Here is a 16,369-nt window from a genome sequence, read left to right as displayed (position 1 = left end):
GGGCTGGTGCTCGCCCTGGCAGGTGAGGAAATATTTGGCCCGCTTGAGCACCACGCCCAGCTGGCGCAGGGTTTCCATGTTGAGCGTGGCGAAGCGGCGGGCGGCGATGATGCGCTTGGCGGAGCGCGCCCCCACGCCGGGAATGCGCAGTATCATCTCATAGTCGGCCACGTTCACATCAATGGGAAAAACGTGGCGGTTGCGCAGGGCCCAGGCCAGCTTGGGGTCGATTTCGAGGTCGAGGTGCGGGTGCGCGGGGTCGAGGATTTCGTCGGCCTGGAAGCCGTAGAAGCGCATCAGCCAGTCGGTCTGGTACAGGCGGTGCTCGCGGATAACGGGCGGCTGCGTCACCTGCGGCAGGCGGGCGTCGTCGGTCACGGGAATGTAGCCGGAGTAGTACACGCGCTTTAGGCCGTAGCCCTGGTAGAGGCTGTCGGTGAGCTTGATGATTTGCAAATCCGTCTCAGCGCTGGCTCCTACGATGAGCTGGGTGCTCTGGCCGGCGGTGGCGAAGCCGGGCACTTTCTTGAACAAGGCCTTTTCCTCCTTATTCTGGATGATGCCGTCCCGAATCTGGGCCATCGGGGTCAGGATTTCCTGGTAATTTTTCTCGGGGGCCAGCGTGGTGAGGGCCAGCTCGGAGGGCAACTCGATGTTCACGCTGAGGCGGTCAGCGTAGAGGCCGGCTTCGGCAATCAGCTCCTCCGAAGCGCCGGGGATGGTTTTGACGTGGATGTAGCCGTTGAACCGGTGCTCGGTGCGCAGCTTTTTCACGATGCGGACCAGGCGCTCCATCGTGTAGTCGGGGCTGGAGAAGATACCGGAGCTCAGGAACAGGCCCTCGATGTAGTTGCGGCGGTAGAAATTGATGGTGAGGTCGACGACTTCATCCACGGTGAAGGCGGCACGCTTCACGTCGTTCGAGCGGCGTGAGACACAGTAGGCGCAGTCGAAAATGCAGTGATTGGTGAGCAGGATTTTCAGCAGGCTCACGCAGCGGCCGTCCTCGGTGTAGCTGTGGCAAATGCCCATGCCTTCGGCGTTGCCGAGGCCTTTGCCTTCGTTTTTGCGCTTGCCGCCGCTGCTGCTGCACGATGCATCGTACTTGGCGGCATCGGCTAATATGCTTAGTTTCTCCTGAATGCGTTCGTTCATGCGGCGAGGCGTTGCTTTCGGCCTTAAAAGTAATAACCAGTGCCCAATCGGGCACTATTGTTTAAGCTAATTTTTTTGGGAATAGTTTCTTTTTTTGGGAAAAATACCTGGACAGCATTTCGCAACGGCTTAGCAAAATTGACGGGACGATGCACGCTGGCAACGCTGGCCCAGCACCTGCTCACGCCTGCCAGCGCCTCAATAACTATAGAACCAACCCATGCCCCGGCTCCTTTTCGTAATTTGCGGCGTTGCGTTCCCAAATGAGCTTTCGCGGTTTTTTCCTGCTTGTATTTTTGCTCCTGGGCTCGCTGGTCCGGCCGGCGCGCGCGCAGACGTTTGACCCGCGCTCGGCGGTGCCGCCCGATTCGCTCAAGGCCAAGCTGGAGATACTGCCCCAGCGCCCCGACTCCCTGCGCCAGCGCTTCGACGAGCAGCGGCTGCTGACCCGGCTGCAGGCCTACTCGCGCCGCAAAACCATTGCCGGCCGGGCGGTTTCCGCCATGTTCAATTTTACACGGCGGCAAGAGGAACAGGCCGGGCTGGATGCCGTGCTGCTGGACCGGCAGTTCGACCGCCACAACTTCAAAATCGTGCGGCGCATCAACATCCGCACGCTCGATGCGTTCGGCTACAACTTGTCCGACTCCACCCGCGTACCGCGCACGGCCATTGAGAAGGCCGGCAATGCGTTGCACATCAAAACCAGCCGCTCGCGCATCCGGCAGGTGCTGCTGTTCCGGCCCGGCCAGCCGCTGGAGCCCCAGGCCCTGGCCGAATCGGAACGCCTGCTGCGCCAGACGCCCGAAATCCTGGATGCTCGCGTGCTGGTGAACGAGCGCACCACCACCCGCGACAGCGTCGATATTGAGGTATTGACTAAGGATGTATTCAGCATCACGGCGGGCGTGGAGGTGGGCACGCCCACGTCGGGCCTCATCACGGCCGGCGACGACAACTTCCTGGGCCAGGGCCACCAGTTGGCCAACTCCTACCGCTACGGCCGCGAATGGCCCCAGAGCTGGGCCTACGAAGGGAGCTACACGGCCCCGTTTCGGCACTTTTTATACGCGCAGGCCCGCTACCGCAACGAATACAACTACCGCTCGGGCGGGGTGTCGCTCACCCGCGACTTCTACTCGCCCAGCACGCGCTACGCCGGGGCCATCAACCTGAATGCCGTCGACCAGGACATTCCCTTGCAGGCCCCGCCCGACGGGCAACCGTACGTGTATTACCCCCTGCACTACCTGGTGCAGGATGCCTGGGTGGGCCGGGCCCTGCGCCTGCGCTCCTACGACCTGGGCTACGAAAACCCGGGCCGCATCATCGTGGCGGCCCGCGTCATCAACACCCACTACACGGCCACGCCGCAGCCCACCGACATTCCGGCACCGGCCTACCACAACGGCGCGCTGCTGCTGGGCACGGTGGGCTATTCGGTGCGCCGCTACTATAAGGCCCGGTACCTGTTCGGTTTTGGCCGCACCGAAGACGTGCCCACGGGCACGCTGCTCAGCTTCACGACGGGCTACGAGGTGAGCAGCGTGTTGCCGCGCCGCTATTTCGACGTGCGCATTGCGGCGGCCAGCTTCAGTGCCAACAGCGGCTACCTCTACGGGGCCGTCGATTTTGGTTCGTTTCAGACCGTCAATCAGCCCCGCGTGTGGCAGCAGGGCCTGCTGGGCACCGAGCTTACGGCCTTCACCAAGCTCTACCACGCGGGCAACTGGCAGTACCGGCATTTCCTCAGCAGCAAGGCCACCATCGGGCTTAACCGCAACCCCGGCGACATCCTCCAGGGCATCACCAACGACCGGGGACTGCGCGGGTTTTCGCCGGGGCAGCCCATTCTGGCCACCAGCCGCTTTGTGGTGAACTACGAAACCACGCTCTTTACCCCGCTTTCACTTTTGGGTTTCCGGCTGGCCGGCGTGGCCTTTGCCGATGCGGCCTGGGTGAGCGACCAGCCCCGGGGCGGCACGCCCTTTGGCGGCGCACCCTACACGGCTTTCGGGCTGGGCCTGCGCTTCCGCAACGAGTTCACGGCCCTGCGCACGTTCCAGCTGCTCATCGGCTACTACCCGCGCGGGCTGGCCACGCCCAACGGCATCAAGATGTTCGAGTCGACCCGCGAAACGGTTACATTCAACGATTTCGGCCTCGGGGCCCCCGGCACAGCACCGTTTCAATAAAGCGGGTGAGGGAGTGAGGGAATAAAAGAACGTCATGCTGAGCGTAGTCGAAGCATCTCTACCGCAGTAGTAATCCCAATCAAAAGGATTAGTATCGCAGTAGAGATGCTTCGACTACGCTCAGCATGACGTTCTTTTACCCAGTTATTTACACCCTACTTCTACCGCTCCGAATTGAAGGAGATGGGCACGGTGCAGGCCACGCGCACGGGCTGGCCGTTGGAACGGGCGGGCTCCCAAGGGGGCATCAGCCACACCAGGCGCAGGGCTTCGTCGTTGAGGCCGTTGCCGGGGCCGCTCACCACGTGGGCATCCTGCACGCGGCCCTGGGCACTGAGAATAAAGTTGACAAACACCCGGCCCGATATCCGCCGCTGCAACGCCTGTTGCGGGTAGCGAATGTTCTTGCTGAGATAGGCCATAAAGGCTTTGTCGCCGCCCGTGAACTGTGGGCGCACCTCCGGGTTGATGAACACCGAATCGGGCTTGATGGCTGCCGGAGCCACGGGGCTGGTGTGGGCGGCCGGGTTGGGGCCGGTTTGGGCCAGGCTTTGGCCGGTGGCCAATAGGCCCAGCAGACCAACACCCAATAAGAAGCGTAGAGGATTTATCACGTTGCGAGGGGATTAGGAGTAGATGATAAACGCCAGGCCGAAAAGTCTAGCAACAGCCTAAGCTACGAAAGTTTTACCAGAATTGGCTTTTCTAAATAAAATAACTGTGCCAACAAGCACAAAAAACGCTTTAGAAAAGGCACTGCCGGTCAAATTTATTTTTAGCAAAACGGCTCAACAAAGTCTTAGAGGCAATTACTACGCCACAAAGCTATTGCTCACTTGCATTTTTAAAATAATAAGCCAATTATTGTTAGCAATTATTTAATATAACTATTCGCATAAATACCAAGACAACGGAGGAGGAAGCAAATAAACCAACTATGTTTGCAATCGTAAATCTACGATAAACGAAACATCTATGGCAACTCACAAGCGGGCCGAATTCACGGAAGCGGAGCAGCGGCTGGCCGCAATTGCCAAAGCGCTAGGGCACCCGGCGCGGGTGGCCATTGTGCGGCTGCTGGCCCAGCGGCGCGCCTGCGTATGCGGCGAGCTGGTGCTGGAGCTGCCCCTGTCGCAGAGCACCGTGTCGCAGCACCTCAAGGAGCTGAAAGCGGCCGGCCTGGTGCAGGGCGAGGTAGATGGCCCCCGCGTGTGCTACTGCCTCGACCCGGCCGGCTGGGCCGTGGCCCGGCAGCTGCTCGGCAATTTGCTGGCGGAAATGCCCACTAGCGTCCCCGATACTGCTGCTGTCCCCAGCTGCTGCTGAGTCGCCTGATGCCTCCTCTCCTTCTCCCGAAACTCACTTTTAACCAACCCAGCATCATGAAAATCTCCGAGATGAAAGAAGCCCTGAACGGGCTATCAGCCGTGAGCTTCCGCCTGCCCGATGGCACGCAGCTGCCCGCCCATTTCCACGTGACGGAAGTGGGGCTGGTGAGCAAGCATTTTATCGATTGCGGCGGCGTGGAGCGGCGCGAAACGGTGGCCAACTTCCAGCTCTGGGAGGCCGGCGACTACGACCACCGGCTGGCTCCGCAGAAATTCCTGCACATCCTGAAGCTGTCGGAGAAAATCCTGGGACGCGAGGATTTGGACATTGAAGTGGAGTACCAGCAGGCCACCATTGGCAAGTTCGGACTGGCGTTTGATGGCACCGATTTTCTGCTCACGGCCAAGCATACGGCTTGTTTGGCGCAGGATGCCTGTGGTATTCCGGCCGACCAGCAGTTCGCCCTGCCCCAGCTGCAAGTGGCAGGCTGCACACCGGGCGGTGGGTGCTGCTAGACAACTTATAACCGACGCTTTTCAACTGCTTTCCCCAAGCTCTATGCCTGACAAAAAGAACATTCTGGTGCTGTGCACCGGCAACTCCTGCCGCAGCCAGCTGCTGCACGGCTACCTCGCGCAGGCCCTGGGCGACCGCGCCAACGTGTACAGCGCCGGCGTCGAAGTGCACGGCCTCAACCCGCGTGCCGTGCGCGTGATGGCCGAGGACGGCGTGGACATTTCGACCCACACCAGCAACCATGTGGACGAGTACGCCGCCGTGCCCTTCGACTACGTCATCACCGTGTGCGACCACGCCAACGAGGTGTGCCCCGTGTTCCCCTCCACGGCGAAAAAGCTGCACCACAATTTCCCCGACCCCGCCAAGGCCACCGGCAGCGAGGAGGAAATCATGGCGCAGTTCCGCAGCGTGCGCGATGAGGTGAAGGCGTATGCGCAGGATTTTGTGCGGGCCGAGTTTTAGGGGTAAGCTCTACCAGCACGTCATGCAGAGCGCAGCGAAGCATCTTTACCTCAATACTAATCCTCTGATTGCGTTGCGCGGTAAAGATGCTTCGCTGCGCTCTGCATGACGTTCTTGATTAATATTTCCCTCCTTACCATTTCCTCCCATGACCATTCTTCCCCTCACGGCCGACCATTGGCCGGCCGTGCGCGCCATCTACGCCGAGGGCATGGCCACCGGCACCGCCACCTTCGCCACCGAGCCGCCGACCTGGGAGGCCTGGGATACCGGCCACCTTGCCTCTTGCCGCCTGGTAGCCACCGATGAAACGGGCCAGGTGCTGGGTTGGGTGGCCCTCTCGCCGGTTTCGGGGCGCTGCGTGTACGCGGGTGTGGCCGAGGTGAGCGTGTATGTGGGGGCCACCGCCCGGGGGCGCGGTGTAGGCTTAGCCCTGATGCAGGCGCTGGTTGCTGAATCGGAACGAAATGGCCTGTGGACCTTGCAGGCCGGCATTTTCCCCGAAAACGCGGCCAGCGTGCGGCTGCACGAAGCCGTGGGATTCCGGCAGGTGGGGCGGCGTGAGCGCATCGGCCAGCTGCGCGGCGTGTGGCACGATACCCTGCTGCTGGAGCGCCGCAGCGCCGTGGTGGGCACCGCCGACAATGCCGTAGCCTGATGCAGCATACTCTTCGAACCTGCCTGCTGGCCGAGGCGCTGGGCACGACCATTCTGTTGATTTTTGGGACCGGCGCGGCGGTGGTCGATGCGCAGACCCACGCACTGGGGCACGGCGGCGTGGCGGCGGCCTTCGGGCTGGTGGTGTTCATCATCATCCAGAGCCTGGGCGAAACCAGCGGCGCGCACGTCAATCCCGCCGTGACGGTGGCCTTCTGGGCGATGGGACGGTTTCCGGGGCGGCGGGTGCTGCCGTATGTGCTGGCGCAGTTGGCGGGCGCGGCGCTGGGCAGCTTTCTGGTGAAGCTGATTGCCGGGCCGGGCTCCAACCTCGGGGCCACGCTGCCGGCACATGGGGCCTGGCAGGCGCTGGGCATCGAAACCTTCCTCACGTTCTGGCTTATGCTGGTGATTCTGCGGGTCACCTCGGGCTCGAAGGAAGTGGGGATGCTGGCGGGACTGGCCATCAGCGTGACGGTGGCGCTGGAGGCGCTGGTGGCCGGGCCGCTCACGGGTGCGAGCATGAACCCGGCCCGCTCGCTGGCTCCGGCGCTGTTTAGCGGGGTTTGGACCGATTGGGGGGTGTATGTGGTGGGGCCGGTGGCCGGGGCGCTGCTGGCCGTGGCGGTGGATAGGCTGCTGGCCGTTGGCGCGGAGCCAGAAGCACTTCCGCCCATTCAATAATCGGCATTTGTAGGGGCGGGGCCTGCCCCCGCCCATCGTTGAACGGAATCGTTGCAACGAGGCGAACGAATGGGCGGGGGCAGGCCCCGCCCCTACATTCAGACAATGAAACCGCTTTAAGAAAGCTATTAAAAAAAGCGCCCCACCAATGCGGTGAGGCGCTTTTTTCATTCTATCAAACCGTCCTTATCAGGGCTGCGGCGTGGTTGCGGGCGCAGGGGTGTACTCGAATTTGAATTCGACCCGCCGGTTTTTCGACATGCCGGCCTTCGTGGTGTTCGGGGCCACGGGCTCGCTTTCGCCCCGGCCTTCGGTTATCACGCGCTCGGATTCGACACCCTTCTTGGTGAAGTAGCTTTTCACGGCTTCGGCGCGGCGCAGGGACAGGGCCTGGTTGTACTCATCGGTGCCGCGGCTGTCGGCGTGGCCGATGATGCGGAGCTGATAGTCCGGGTGGGCTTTCATGGCGGCCGCGATGCTGTTGGCCTTGGGATAGGAGCTGCGCTCGATAATCGTGCTGTTGGTCCGGAACCGGATGGGCGATTGCAGCTTCAGCGTGCCGGGGTCGATGGCCAGCGGGCAGCCTACGGAGTCAACGCGGGTACCTGCCGGGGTGTCGGGGCACTTATCGGCGGGGTCGAGCACGCCGTCCTTGTCCTGGTCGAGCACTACGGGGCAGCCACTGGCGTCTACCTGGGTGCCGGCGGCAGTGCCGGGGCACTTGTCCACGTTGTCGGGAATGCCGTCGCCGTCGGTGTCGGGGCAGCCGCGCAGGGCGGGCGTGCCGGGCTGGTCGGGGCAGGCGTCGTCGCCGTCGGCCACGCCGTCGCCGTCACGGTCGGGGCAGCCCTGCAGGGTGGCGAGGCCTTTCTCGGTGGGGCACTTGTCCTGGTAGTCGGGCACGCCGTCGGCATCGCCGTCGAGGGGGCAGCCGGTGAGGTCCACGGCCACGCCGGCGGGCGTGTTGGGACACTTGTCTTTGCGGTCGGGCACGCCGTCGCCATCGGTGTCTTTGGGCTTGCCGAGGGCAATGGTAACGCCCACGGTGTGCTGGAGGTACCGGTCATCGAACTTGTCGGCGTCGCGGATGGGCTCGCCGTCGAAATTCGCGTTCAGGGGAATGTGCTGGCCGGTCTGGATGAAAATCCCCAGGCCTTCGCTGACCTGGAAGTTGATGCCGGCCGCCCCGAACAGGTCGAAGTAGGTGGCCTTGTCATTGACGGAAACGCCGCGCACCACGCCGGTGCGGTTGGTGAAGGCCAGGCCCGGCGAGGCCAGCAGGTAGGGCTGCACCACGGCATCCTCCTTGATGGCCCAGCCGTTATTGAGCTTCAGTTTCAGGGCCAGGTTCACGCTGGTTACCTTGGTGCTGAAATTGGTGGCCGCGCTTTGGGAGCCTTCGAGCTTCACGAAGCTGCCTTGCAGGCCCAGGTCGAGGCCCGGGGTGAGGTAGCGGTTGATGCCAATGCCCCCGCCGTAGCGGTTGCGGTCCCACTTCCAGAAATCTTCGCCCAGGCTACCCTTGTACTGGGAAGCGCTGCCGAAGAGGCTGATGGCCGTTTTGCGGTCGGCGGTTTGGGTGTAGCCACGCGGGGCCGCCATTAGCAGTATTCCCACGACTAGCAACGGAGTTAGAAAACGTCTCATGCGAATGGGGTTTGGAGTGAAGTATTGACCCGATGGCAAGTCATGGCGAAGCGCCGGGTCACACACATAGCCAATGTGCTATACTTAGCAGGTGATAGAAGGTTATGGATGAGGTAATGCCTTTTAAGCGGATTCGGGGTCGAACAGCGTAGGGGCGGGGGCAAGCCCCGCCCCTACGCTGTTCTGACGTCAGCATTTTCGCCCGACCTTTGTACCCTCACTAATAACTCTCAGACGAATGGCCAGCCTCCTCCTCGGCGATTACAACGACCTCGAAGTAGCCCGCGAAACCAGCATCGGCCTCTACCTCACCTCCGACGACGGCGACCTGCTGCTCCCCGAAAAGTACGTGGAAGCCGGCACCCGCGTGGGCGACATCGTGCGCGTGTTCGTGTACCGCGACTCGGAGGACCGCCTCATTGCCACCAACCTGCGCCCCCTGGCGCTGGTGAACTCCTACGCCGGCCTCACGGTGAAGGACCACGGCCCGGCCGGCGCGTTCCTGGAGTGGGGCCTGGAAAAAGACCTGCTCCTGCCCTTCCGCAACCAGCGGCGCGACCTGCGCCCCGGCGAGCGGGTGTTCGTGTACGTGTACCTCGACGAGGAAAGCGACCGCCTCGTGGCCTCCACCAAGTGGAAGCAGTTCCTGAGCCAGGAGCCTTTCCGGGGCGAGCCCGGCGACGAGGTGCGCCTCATGGTGGCCGACGAAACCGAGCTGGGCTACCCCGTCATCGTGAATGGCACGCACCAGGGGCTGCTGTTTCACAACGAAGTATTCCGCCCCCTGCGCCTGGGCGAGCAGCTGACCGGCTTCCTCCGCCAGGTGCGCGCCGATGGCAAGCTCGACGTGCGCCTGCAAAAGGAAGGCTACGGCGAAGTAGAATCGGCCACGGATACGCTGCTCAAAGCCATCAAAGCCGCACCAGGCGGCCGCCTGCCCCTGGGCGACAAGAGCCTGGCCGAGGACGTGTACCGCCGCGTGGGCATGAGCAAAAAGGTATTCAAAAAGGCGCTGGGGGCCTTGTTCCGCCAGGGCCTGGTGCTGCTGGAGCCGGAGGCGACCATATTGAAGTAGGGTGCGGGGCTTGCCCCCGCCCGTCGTTGAACGGAATCGTTGAACAGCCCCTTATATTTCGGAGACACCGTTCAACGACGGGCGGGGACAAGCCCCGCACCCTACAATGGAACCGACTCCCCAGCGCCGCAGCATCCGCTATAATGGCTATGACTACAGCATGGCGGGCTACTACGCTCTCACCATCTGCGCCCGCGACAAAGCGCATTTGTTCGGTGTCTTAACGCCAGAAGAACCGCTTCAACCTTCGGCTTTGGGCCAATTGGTATTATCAGAATTGGCCGCCATACCAACCCATTTCCCAACCGTGCGGCTGGATACGTGGATGGTGATGCCCAATCATCTGCACTGCATTCTAGTTCTGACCCGCAACCAAGCAGTGCATGTGAGCACAGTGGTTGGTAGTTTTAAATCACGCTGCTATGCAAAATGGCGCAAGCAATTGCTAGCGGATGGGCAACCAGTTCCGGCTTCGTGCTGGCAGCGCGATTATTACGAGCACATCATCCGCAACGCGAGCGAACTGGAAGGCTACCGCAAATACATTCTCGATAACCCCAGCCGCTGGTAGGGTGCGGGGCTTGCCCCCGCCCGGACGTTGAACGGAATCGCTGAGATGGCGTAGACGATTTCGTTCAACGACGGGCGGGGGCAAGCCCCGCACCCTACACCATACAGCATCCCCACCGCACCCTATGCAAAAAACCGCTTTACTCGCCGGGGCCACGGGCCTCATTGGTTCGCAGCTGCTGCCGCTGCTGCTGGCTTCGGAGCGCTACGCCAAGGTGATTGTGGTGGGGCGCAAGGCCGTGCCCACCATCCACCCCAAGCTGGTGCAGGTGGTCACGGAGCTGGACCGGCTGGACGAGGTGCGCCTCAAGCTCATCGCCGACGACGTGTTTTGCTGCCTGGGCACCACCATGAAGCAGGCGGGCTCGAAGGAAGCGTTTTTCAAGGTCGATTTCCTGTACGTGGTGCAGCTGGCGGCGCTGGCGGCCGGCAATTTTGCCTCGCAGTTCATGGTGGTATCCAGCATGGGGGCCGATGCCGACAGCGCCATCTACTACAGCCGGGTGAAGGGCGAGATGGAAGCCGCCGTGCGCCAGACGCCCTTCCGGGCCATCCATATTTTCCGGCCCTCGCTGCTGCTGGGCGAGCGGGCCGCGCCCCGCCTGGGCGAGCGCCTGGGGGCGGTGGTGCTGCGGCTGCTGCGCCCCCTGCTACGCGGCCCGCTGCTGAAGTATCGGCCCGTGACGGGGGCCACGGTGGCCGCCGCCATGCTCCGAGCCGCCGAGGAAGATGGCGGCGGTACCCGCGTGCATTCGTCGGAAGAGCTGGCGCCGCGCTAGCCCACCCCCACCCGCCCCGTGGTGAAACGCCCGGTGCCGGAGTAGCCGCGCCGTAGCTTGAAGCAGCAAAAAGCCTCGCCAGACACTGGCGAGGCTTTTTGCTGCTTCAAGCTACGGCAAAGAGTTATACTTCTTTGTTTTTTATAATTGTTTCAGCAGCTCTTTTGACCCCTTCGTAAGACCTGTTATTTATGCTCCTTAATAGACTTGCCATATATTTATTCGTACCTGGTGCTACATTAAGTTTGAGCGTGTGATAAAGCTCCACAAACCTGCGTGAAGAATTCTCTTCATAAAGTTTGTACAGTATTATATCATCGTCTTTAAGAACCTTGTCGATATAATACTCCCAACGTACGATAGGAATTTTAATAAGCTGTTCATATGCTACCGGAGCAGCATCCCTTGCATAACCATACCTATTACCTATATAAACACAGAGGTATGCCTGTATGCAATCTAAGAAAGCGTCTTTAGGTATAGATGTCCCTAGGTTAGCTAAGTTTTTAACCAAGGGGTATTCATTATAAAAGTTGTTGTGACTAAAGTGCGTATCGACAATTTGTTTTGCAACTTTAGAAAAGGTTGCAGACTTAAGTGTTTCTGGCACATAGTCAAATCCCTGGACCTTGAGCAATGCAAGACGAATCCCGTTGGATATACTAGTATTCCCGTCGGCTATGGTATCTCTGTAAATACTTCCTAGCCTGAATTTATCCTTTTCAGGCAGGTTTTTCCACATTGCTTTAATTAAAGAATTCAGGTTACTCAATGCATGAGTAACCGTTGCACCTTTAGGCTCTTTTATAGAAGAAAGCAGAATGGTAATAGTCGTACTAAGATAAAACGCAGGAGAACCTATCAACTGTTGTACCTGAGAGTCTTCTGTGGTCAATGTTTCGGAAAGAAGTCTATCTCTGAATCTTGAAAACTCAATTGCCACAGTAATATTCTGCTGCCCTAGGACATACTGCACGCAATTTTTTACAATATTTAATGCATCAAGATAGGACAATTCTTCCTCTTCACTTTCACCATCCTCAGCATTACCCAGTCTAACAAAATGGTTTATTATTTCTAAAGACTGCTTAAGCCTGAACGCACCGGTAGAATTGAATATACCTAATTGTTCTGCAAGTTTTAGTGTTGAGAATTCGGTTAGTTCGTTTTCTATAACACTACCTGTGTCAATATCGGAACGATTAAGCATTTCGCCTATAAAGTTCATACCAAGGCTATACAGAATTGACTGAAGACGTGATATTGAACGTTTCCATACAAATTCCGCAGCCATTTCATACGACTCGTTTTTTACTGCCTTAATAACATTTTCCTGTTGTTTAGGAGTAAGCGCATTTGCTAAAACAACGATTTGATTCGCAGTCTTGGCGTTTCTAGGAATTACAATGCCACTCCCACCCGTCCAAGGCGGCGAAACACTAGAATGATTTTTCTCTTCCATCTTGTGATTTAAAAAAGCCTGAAATAAATATCCCTGATGATTTCATCGTATCGAATGCTTTACTTCTTGTTCCCGCACCTTCCCTATTAGCCGAAGTATCTCCAGCACCATGTATGCTTGGAATCAACAAATGGTATCCTACAAGCTGAGCCTTGTTATTAAAGACAGTAATACCGTCATTGTTCAACATTGATTTCACAGCACTAACATACAATCTAAGTTTAAAGTCTGATTGACTTGACTTTTCTTCGTGCAGAACCTTTATCATTTCACATATATCAATTGGCTCCTCTAGATAAATGCCCTCTGGTATTTTTCCACGCAAATTCGTCAAAGACTCAGTCGATTCATCTATAACACCTATTAAATTACCATGTCCACTTCTCACAGCATCAGATATTAGTCTATTGATATGATATAACATGTTCAATTGGTCAATATTTTCTGATTTAACAGCAATATTATTAGCTAGCACATTAACATGATTCACCTCAGTTTCAAGTGGCTGTTTCAATGAGAACTCAACAATTATATTATTCTTTCTTCCTTGAACCTCGACTGAGGTTGCTGTATTTCTGCGTATATAAGCAGTACAATAGACGATTTCAGGAGCCGACAGTGTTTTAAGTTGGTCTAATAGAGTAAGACTATTTGAACTTAATTCAGCAGACACCAAGCCATATATCATTTCATCTTCTTCAAGGTTAATGTACATAACCCATCCATCCTTACATAGAGGCGCACATTGCTTAATTGCCAATTTGAAGTTATTAGAAGCTATGGGCGCTTTGCCAATTTTAATTTCTTCATGAGGAATAAGTTGCATTAACAACTTGAAGTTATTCACAACTAGAACCTCCGGAAAAAGCAATTGACCTTCTTCGTAGTACTCAGATATTTCATCTATGGTAATAAGAAGAGCTTCTTCAATTTGCTCATGTACATGAAACTTCTCATTATACAAGAAGCGTCCTATTTCTCCTTGTACTGCTTTTCTGAGTGATTCAACTAAATTGTTCATTCTGATGGTCTGTGTTAACCCTGTACTATCCACAATTTTAAACAAGGCAAGATATAGCAGCAATATTACATCAACAGCGCTTATAATAAGGCAGTACTATCCCTTCTTTTTGACTCAACAAAAAGCCCCGTCAGCTACTGGCGGGGCTTTCTGTTTCTTGTCGCGGCTTAGGCGTCCTTCTTCGCGGTGGTATCGCCTTTGGCCCCGCCCCCGCCGAGGAGGATGAGCTTGGTGTAGCCCTGGAAGCGCGCTATCGGCTTGAGCAGGCTTCCTTACTCAACCGCCAGCCGCAGGGTGCGGGTGGTGCCTTCCGTAGTGGCCCGGAGCAGATAAAGCCCGGGGGCGAGGCCCGTCAGCACGATATCAGGGGTGGTAGCGTTCCGGACCAAACGGCCCTGCGCATCGAATACCTTTACCGCCACCAGTTTTGTAGTCAGTCCTTGCAGCCGTACGCGGCCTTGCGCGGGATTGGGCACGAGCTGCCAGCTTCCCAGGGCGGTGTTGGCCACCGTAGCCAAGGGCGTGCCACCCGAAGGAATGTATAGGGGGGTGGGGTTATCCACGGGCTGCGCGAGCTGGCCACTGCTGTTCCAGCCCCAGGCCCAGAGCAGGTTATCGGTCCGGATGGCCAGCATGTGGTTTCCACCGGCGTCTACGCGCTGCCAGGTAGCCCCGGTACCCACTTGCACGGGGGTATTCGTAGTGGTGGTAGTGCCGTTGCCGAGTTGCCCAAGGCCATTATTGCCCCAGGTCCAGAGAGAGCCATCGGTCCGAATGGCCGCTGCCCCGTAACCGCCTGCATTCACGCTTTGCCAGGTCGATACGGTACCAACCTGCACGGGGGCGGTTTGGGAAATATACGTGCGGTTGCCCAGCTGGCCGTAGCTGTTGTTGCCCCAGGCCCAGAGGGTGCCGTTGGTGCGCAGGGCCAGGGTGAAGATGTAGCCAGCGGTTACGCTTCGCCAGGTGGTAGCGGTACCTATTTGCACCGGAGCATCTTGGTTGGTGGTGGTGCCGTCGCCCAGCTGGCCGGCGTAATTGCTGCCCCAGGCCCAAAGGGTACCGTCCGCACGAACGGCGGCCGTGTGGTCCCCGCTCGCACTCACGCTTTGCCAGGTGGTGCCGCTGCCAACCTGCACGGGCGCATTTTGCGCGGACACAGCCCCAAGGCCGAGCTGGCCGCTCTGGTTGTTGCCCCAGGCCCACAGCGTCCCATCGGTGCGGATAGCCACGGCGTGGCGGCCGCCCGCGCTAATGCTCTGCCAGGTGCTGGCCGTACCAATTTGGACGGGCGTGCGCTGGTTGACCCTCGTGCCATTGCCGAGCTGGCCTTCGGTGTTATCGCCCCACGCCCACAGGGTGCCGTCGGTGCGAATGGCCAGGGTGAAGTTGGTGCTCGCGCTGATGCTCTGCCAGGTTGCGGCCCCTATTTGCACCGGCGCATCGTGGTTGGTGGTGGTGCCATCGCCGAGCCGGCCGTTCAGGTTATCGCCCCAGGCCCAGAGGGTGCCATCCATCCGGATGCCCACCGAGTAATTGCTGCCGGCCGCAATGGCGCGCCAGGTACTGGGCGGCGCCACCTGAATGGGCGATGTCTGCACGCCGGCGTTGTTGCCGAGCTGGCCACTCGTGTTATCGCCCCAGGCCCAGAACGTATTGTCGGCCCGCAAGGCAACAGTATAATTATTCCCGGCATCAACGGCCGTCCAGCCCGACAAGCTGCCTACCTGCACGGGTGCTAGGCGGCGGTTGGTCGTCCCATCCCCGAGCTGGCCATAGGTATTATCGCCCCAGGCCCACAGGGTGCCATCGGTGCGGGTGGCCACGGTGTGGTTGGTGCCCGCGGCTACGCTTTGCCAGGTCGAGGCCGTGCCTATCTGCACGGGCACTACCTGGCGGGAAGTTGTCCCATTTCCCAGCTGGCCCTGGCTATTATCGCCCCAGGCCCACAGGGTGCCGTCGGTTCGGATGGCCACCGCATGGCCATTGCCTACGGATATACTTTGCCAGGTAGTGGCCGTGCCTATCTGCACGGGACTGGTAGAAGCGCCAGGCAAGAGCAGGGTGCTGCCCCAGGCCCAGAGCGTGCCATCGCTGCGAATAGCGGCGGTATTGTATGTGCCAGCCGAAACACTGCGCCAAGTGGCCGTTCCTATCTGCACGGGGGCATTTTGCCCAAGCGTGGTGCCATCCCCCAGCTGGCCGTATTGGTTGTCTCCCCAGGTCCAGAGGGTGCCATCGGTCCGGATGGCCGTGGCATGGTTACTACCAGCACTAATGCTTTGCCAGGCATCGGTACCCACTTGGGCGGGCTGCGTCTGGTTATAGTTGGCGTAGCCATTGCCTAGTTGGCCGGTGTTGTTGTTGCCCCAGGTCCAGAGGGAGCCGTCGGTCCGGATAGCAGCAGTGAATTGGTCGCCCGCCGCCACCACCTGCCAGTTGGTATCCGTGCCTACCTGGCCGGGGGCCGTCTCGTCAATGGTTGTTCCATCACCGAGCTGGCCGTAGGTATTGGTTCCCCAGGTCCATAGGGTTCCATCGGGATGAATAGAAGCGGTGTGCGCGCTGCCCGCCGCAATGCGCTGGGGCTGGGTTTGCGCCTGAGCGGCCACGGCAAGAAACCATAGGCTGAGAACAGCCCACAGCGGAAACTTAGAAATCGACATAAGTGGATGGGTTGGAAAAGAAGAAGCGGGACAGGCCAAACGGTGGTTAAGTAGACTGATTGCCGGGCATGCCAAATATAACAGGCTCCTGTATCTGGCGGGCCGTTGTGGGTGTTCTTGCTTTCACCGCATGCCCCAAGCCTATTAC

General features: G+C 58.8%; 15 protein-coding genes. 9 read left to right on the top strand and 6 right to left on the bottom strand.

The genetic code is table 11. The features are described from left to right. Window positions 1-1,155: putative DNA modification/repair radical SAM protein (locus AAFH49_RS21135; RefSeq protein WP_342301327.1), on the bottom strand; the 1,155-nt coding region annotated here is incomplete at its 3' end. 296 nt (window positions 1,156-1,451) lie between these two features. Between AAFH49_RS21135 and AAFH49_RS21130 the strand changes: the two genes are divergently transcribed. Beyond that, entirely contained in the window at window positions 1,452-3,350 is a 1,899-nt protein-coding gene (locus AAFH49_RS21130) for a BamA/TamA family outer membrane protein (protein WP_342301325.1), read from the top strand. Window positions 3,351-3,511: 161 nt separating this feature from the next. Here AAFH49_RS21130 and AAFH49_RS21125 read toward each other — a convergent pair whose 3' ends face one another. Then, on the bottom strand, window positions 3,512-3,964 hold the full coding sequence (locus tag AAFH49_RS21125) for an energy transducer TonB (protein ID WP_342301324.1): 453 nt from the start codon (window positions 3,962-3,964) through the stop codon (window positions 3,512-3,514). A gap of 361 nt (window positions 3,965-4,325) precedes the next feature. On the opposite strand from AAFH49_RS21125, the gene AAFH49_RS21120 reads away from it, so the two are divergent. The 5 genes from AAFH49_RS21120 to AAFH49_RS21100 all read left to right on the top strand — a co-directional run bounded on the left by AAFH49_RS21120 (window position 4,326) and on the right by AAFH49_RS21100 (window position 7,001). Beyond that, window positions 4,326-4,676: an ArsR/SmtB family transcription factor gene (locus tag AAFH49_RS21120; protein WP_342301323.1), complete on the top strand. Its 351-nt coding sequence runs from the start codon at window positions 4,326-4,328 to the stop codon at window positions 4,674-4,676. A 56-nt stretch (window positions 4,677-4,732) separates the two neighbouring features. Then, window positions 4,733-5,194 carry a DUF6428 family protein gene (locus AAFH49_RS21115; RefSeq protein WP_342301321.1) on the top strand — a complete coding sequence of 154 codons (462 nt, stop codon included), beginning with the start codon at window positions 4,733-4,735 and terminating at the stop codon, window positions 5,192-5,194. A 43-nt stretch (window positions 5,195-5,237) separates the two neighbouring features. Beyond that, entirely contained in the window at window positions 5,238-5,660 is a 423-nt protein-coding gene (locus AAFH49_RS21110; RefSeq protein WP_342301319.1) for an arsenate reductase ArsC, read from the top strand. 148 nt (window positions 5,661-5,808) lie between these two features. Further along, window positions 5,809-6,318, top strand: coding sequence for a GNAT family N-acetyltransferase (locus AAFH49_RS21105; RefSeq protein ID WP_342301318.1), 510 nt, complete (start codon window positions 5,809-5,811; stop codon window positions 6,316-6,318). After that, on the top strand, window positions 6,318-7,001 hold the full coding sequence (locus tag AAFH49_RS21100; RefSeq protein WP_342301316.1) for an MIP/aquaporin family protein: 684 nt from the start codon (window positions 6,318-6,320) through the stop codon (window positions 6,999-7,001). The genes AAFH49_RS21105 and AAFH49_RS21100 overlap by 1 nt, the downstream gene beginning before the upstream one ends. Before the next feature lie 189 nt (window positions 7,002-7,190). Here AAFH49_RS21100 and AAFH49_RS21095 read toward each other — a convergent pair whose 3' ends face one another. Continuing rightward, the gene (locus AAFH49_RS21095; protein WP_342301314.1) at window positions 7,191-8,648 is read right to left on the bottom strand and encodes an OmpA family protein; all 1,458 of its coding nucleotides are present in this window, start codon (window positions 8,646-8,648) and stop codon (window positions 7,191-7,193) included. Window positions 8,649-8,886: 238 nt separating this feature from the next. On the opposite strand from AAFH49_RS21095, the gene AAFH49_RS21090 reads away from it, so the two are divergent. The 3 genes from AAFH49_RS21090 (at window position 8,887) to AAFH49_RS21080 (ending at window position 11,072) form a co-directional block, all read left to right on the top strand. Beyond that, a complete protein-coding gene (locus AAFH49_RS21090) occupies window positions 8,887-9,723 on the top strand; it encodes a CvfB family protein (protein ID WP_342301313.1) in 837 nt (278 codons plus the stop codon). A gap of 106 nt (window positions 9,724-9,829) precedes the next feature. Beyond that, entirely contained in the window at window positions 9,830-10,294 is a 465-nt protein-coding gene (locus AAFH49_RS21085) for a transposase (protein WP_342301312.1), read from the top strand. A 124-nt stretch (window positions 10,295-10,418) separates the two neighbouring features. Beyond that, window positions 10,419-11,072: an NAD-dependent epimerase/dehydratase family protein gene (locus AAFH49_RS21080; protein ID WP_342301310.1), complete on the top strand. Its 654-nt coding sequence runs from the start codon at window positions 10,419-10,421 to the stop codon at window positions 11,070-11,072. A 124-nt stretch (window positions 11,073-11,196) separates the two neighbouring features. Here the strand turns inward: AAFH49_RS21080 and AAFH49_RS21075 are convergent, their stop codons facing one another. The 3 genes from AAFH49_RS21075 to AAFH49_RS21065 all read right to left on the bottom strand — a co-directional run bounded on the left by AAFH49_RS21075 (window position 11,197) and on the right by AAFH49_RS21065 (window position 16,221). Continuing rightward, window positions 11,197-12,534, bottom strand: a complete 1,338-nt coding sequence (locus AAFH49_RS21075) for a hypothetical protein (protein WP_342301308.1) — start codon at window positions 12,532-12,534, stop codon at window positions 11,197-11,199. Beyond that, window positions 12,512-13,555, bottom strand: a complete 1,044-nt coding sequence (locus AAFH49_RS21070) for a hypothetical protein (protein ID WP_342301305.1) — start codon at window positions 13,553-13,555, stop codon at window positions 12,512-12,514. Before AAFH49_RS21070 ends, AAFH49_RS21075 begins: the two co-directional genes overlap by 23 nt. Window positions 13,556-13,827: 272 nt before the next feature. Continuing rightward, window positions 13,828-16,221 (bottom strand): RCC1 domain-containing protein, encoded by a 2,394-nt coding sequence (locus AAFH49_RS21065; protein WP_342301303.1) that lies wholly within the window; start codon window positions 16,219-16,221, stop codon window positions 13,828-13,830. Between the last annotated feature and the right edge of the window lie 148 nt (window positions 16,222-16,369).

Source organism: Hymenobacter segetis, from assembly GCF_038448715.1.
GTDB lineage: Bacteria > Bacteroidota > Bacteroidia > Cytophagales > Hymenobacteraceae > Hymenobacter > Hymenobacter segetis.
This window is presented reverse-complemented; position numbering and strand designations above follow the sequence as displayed.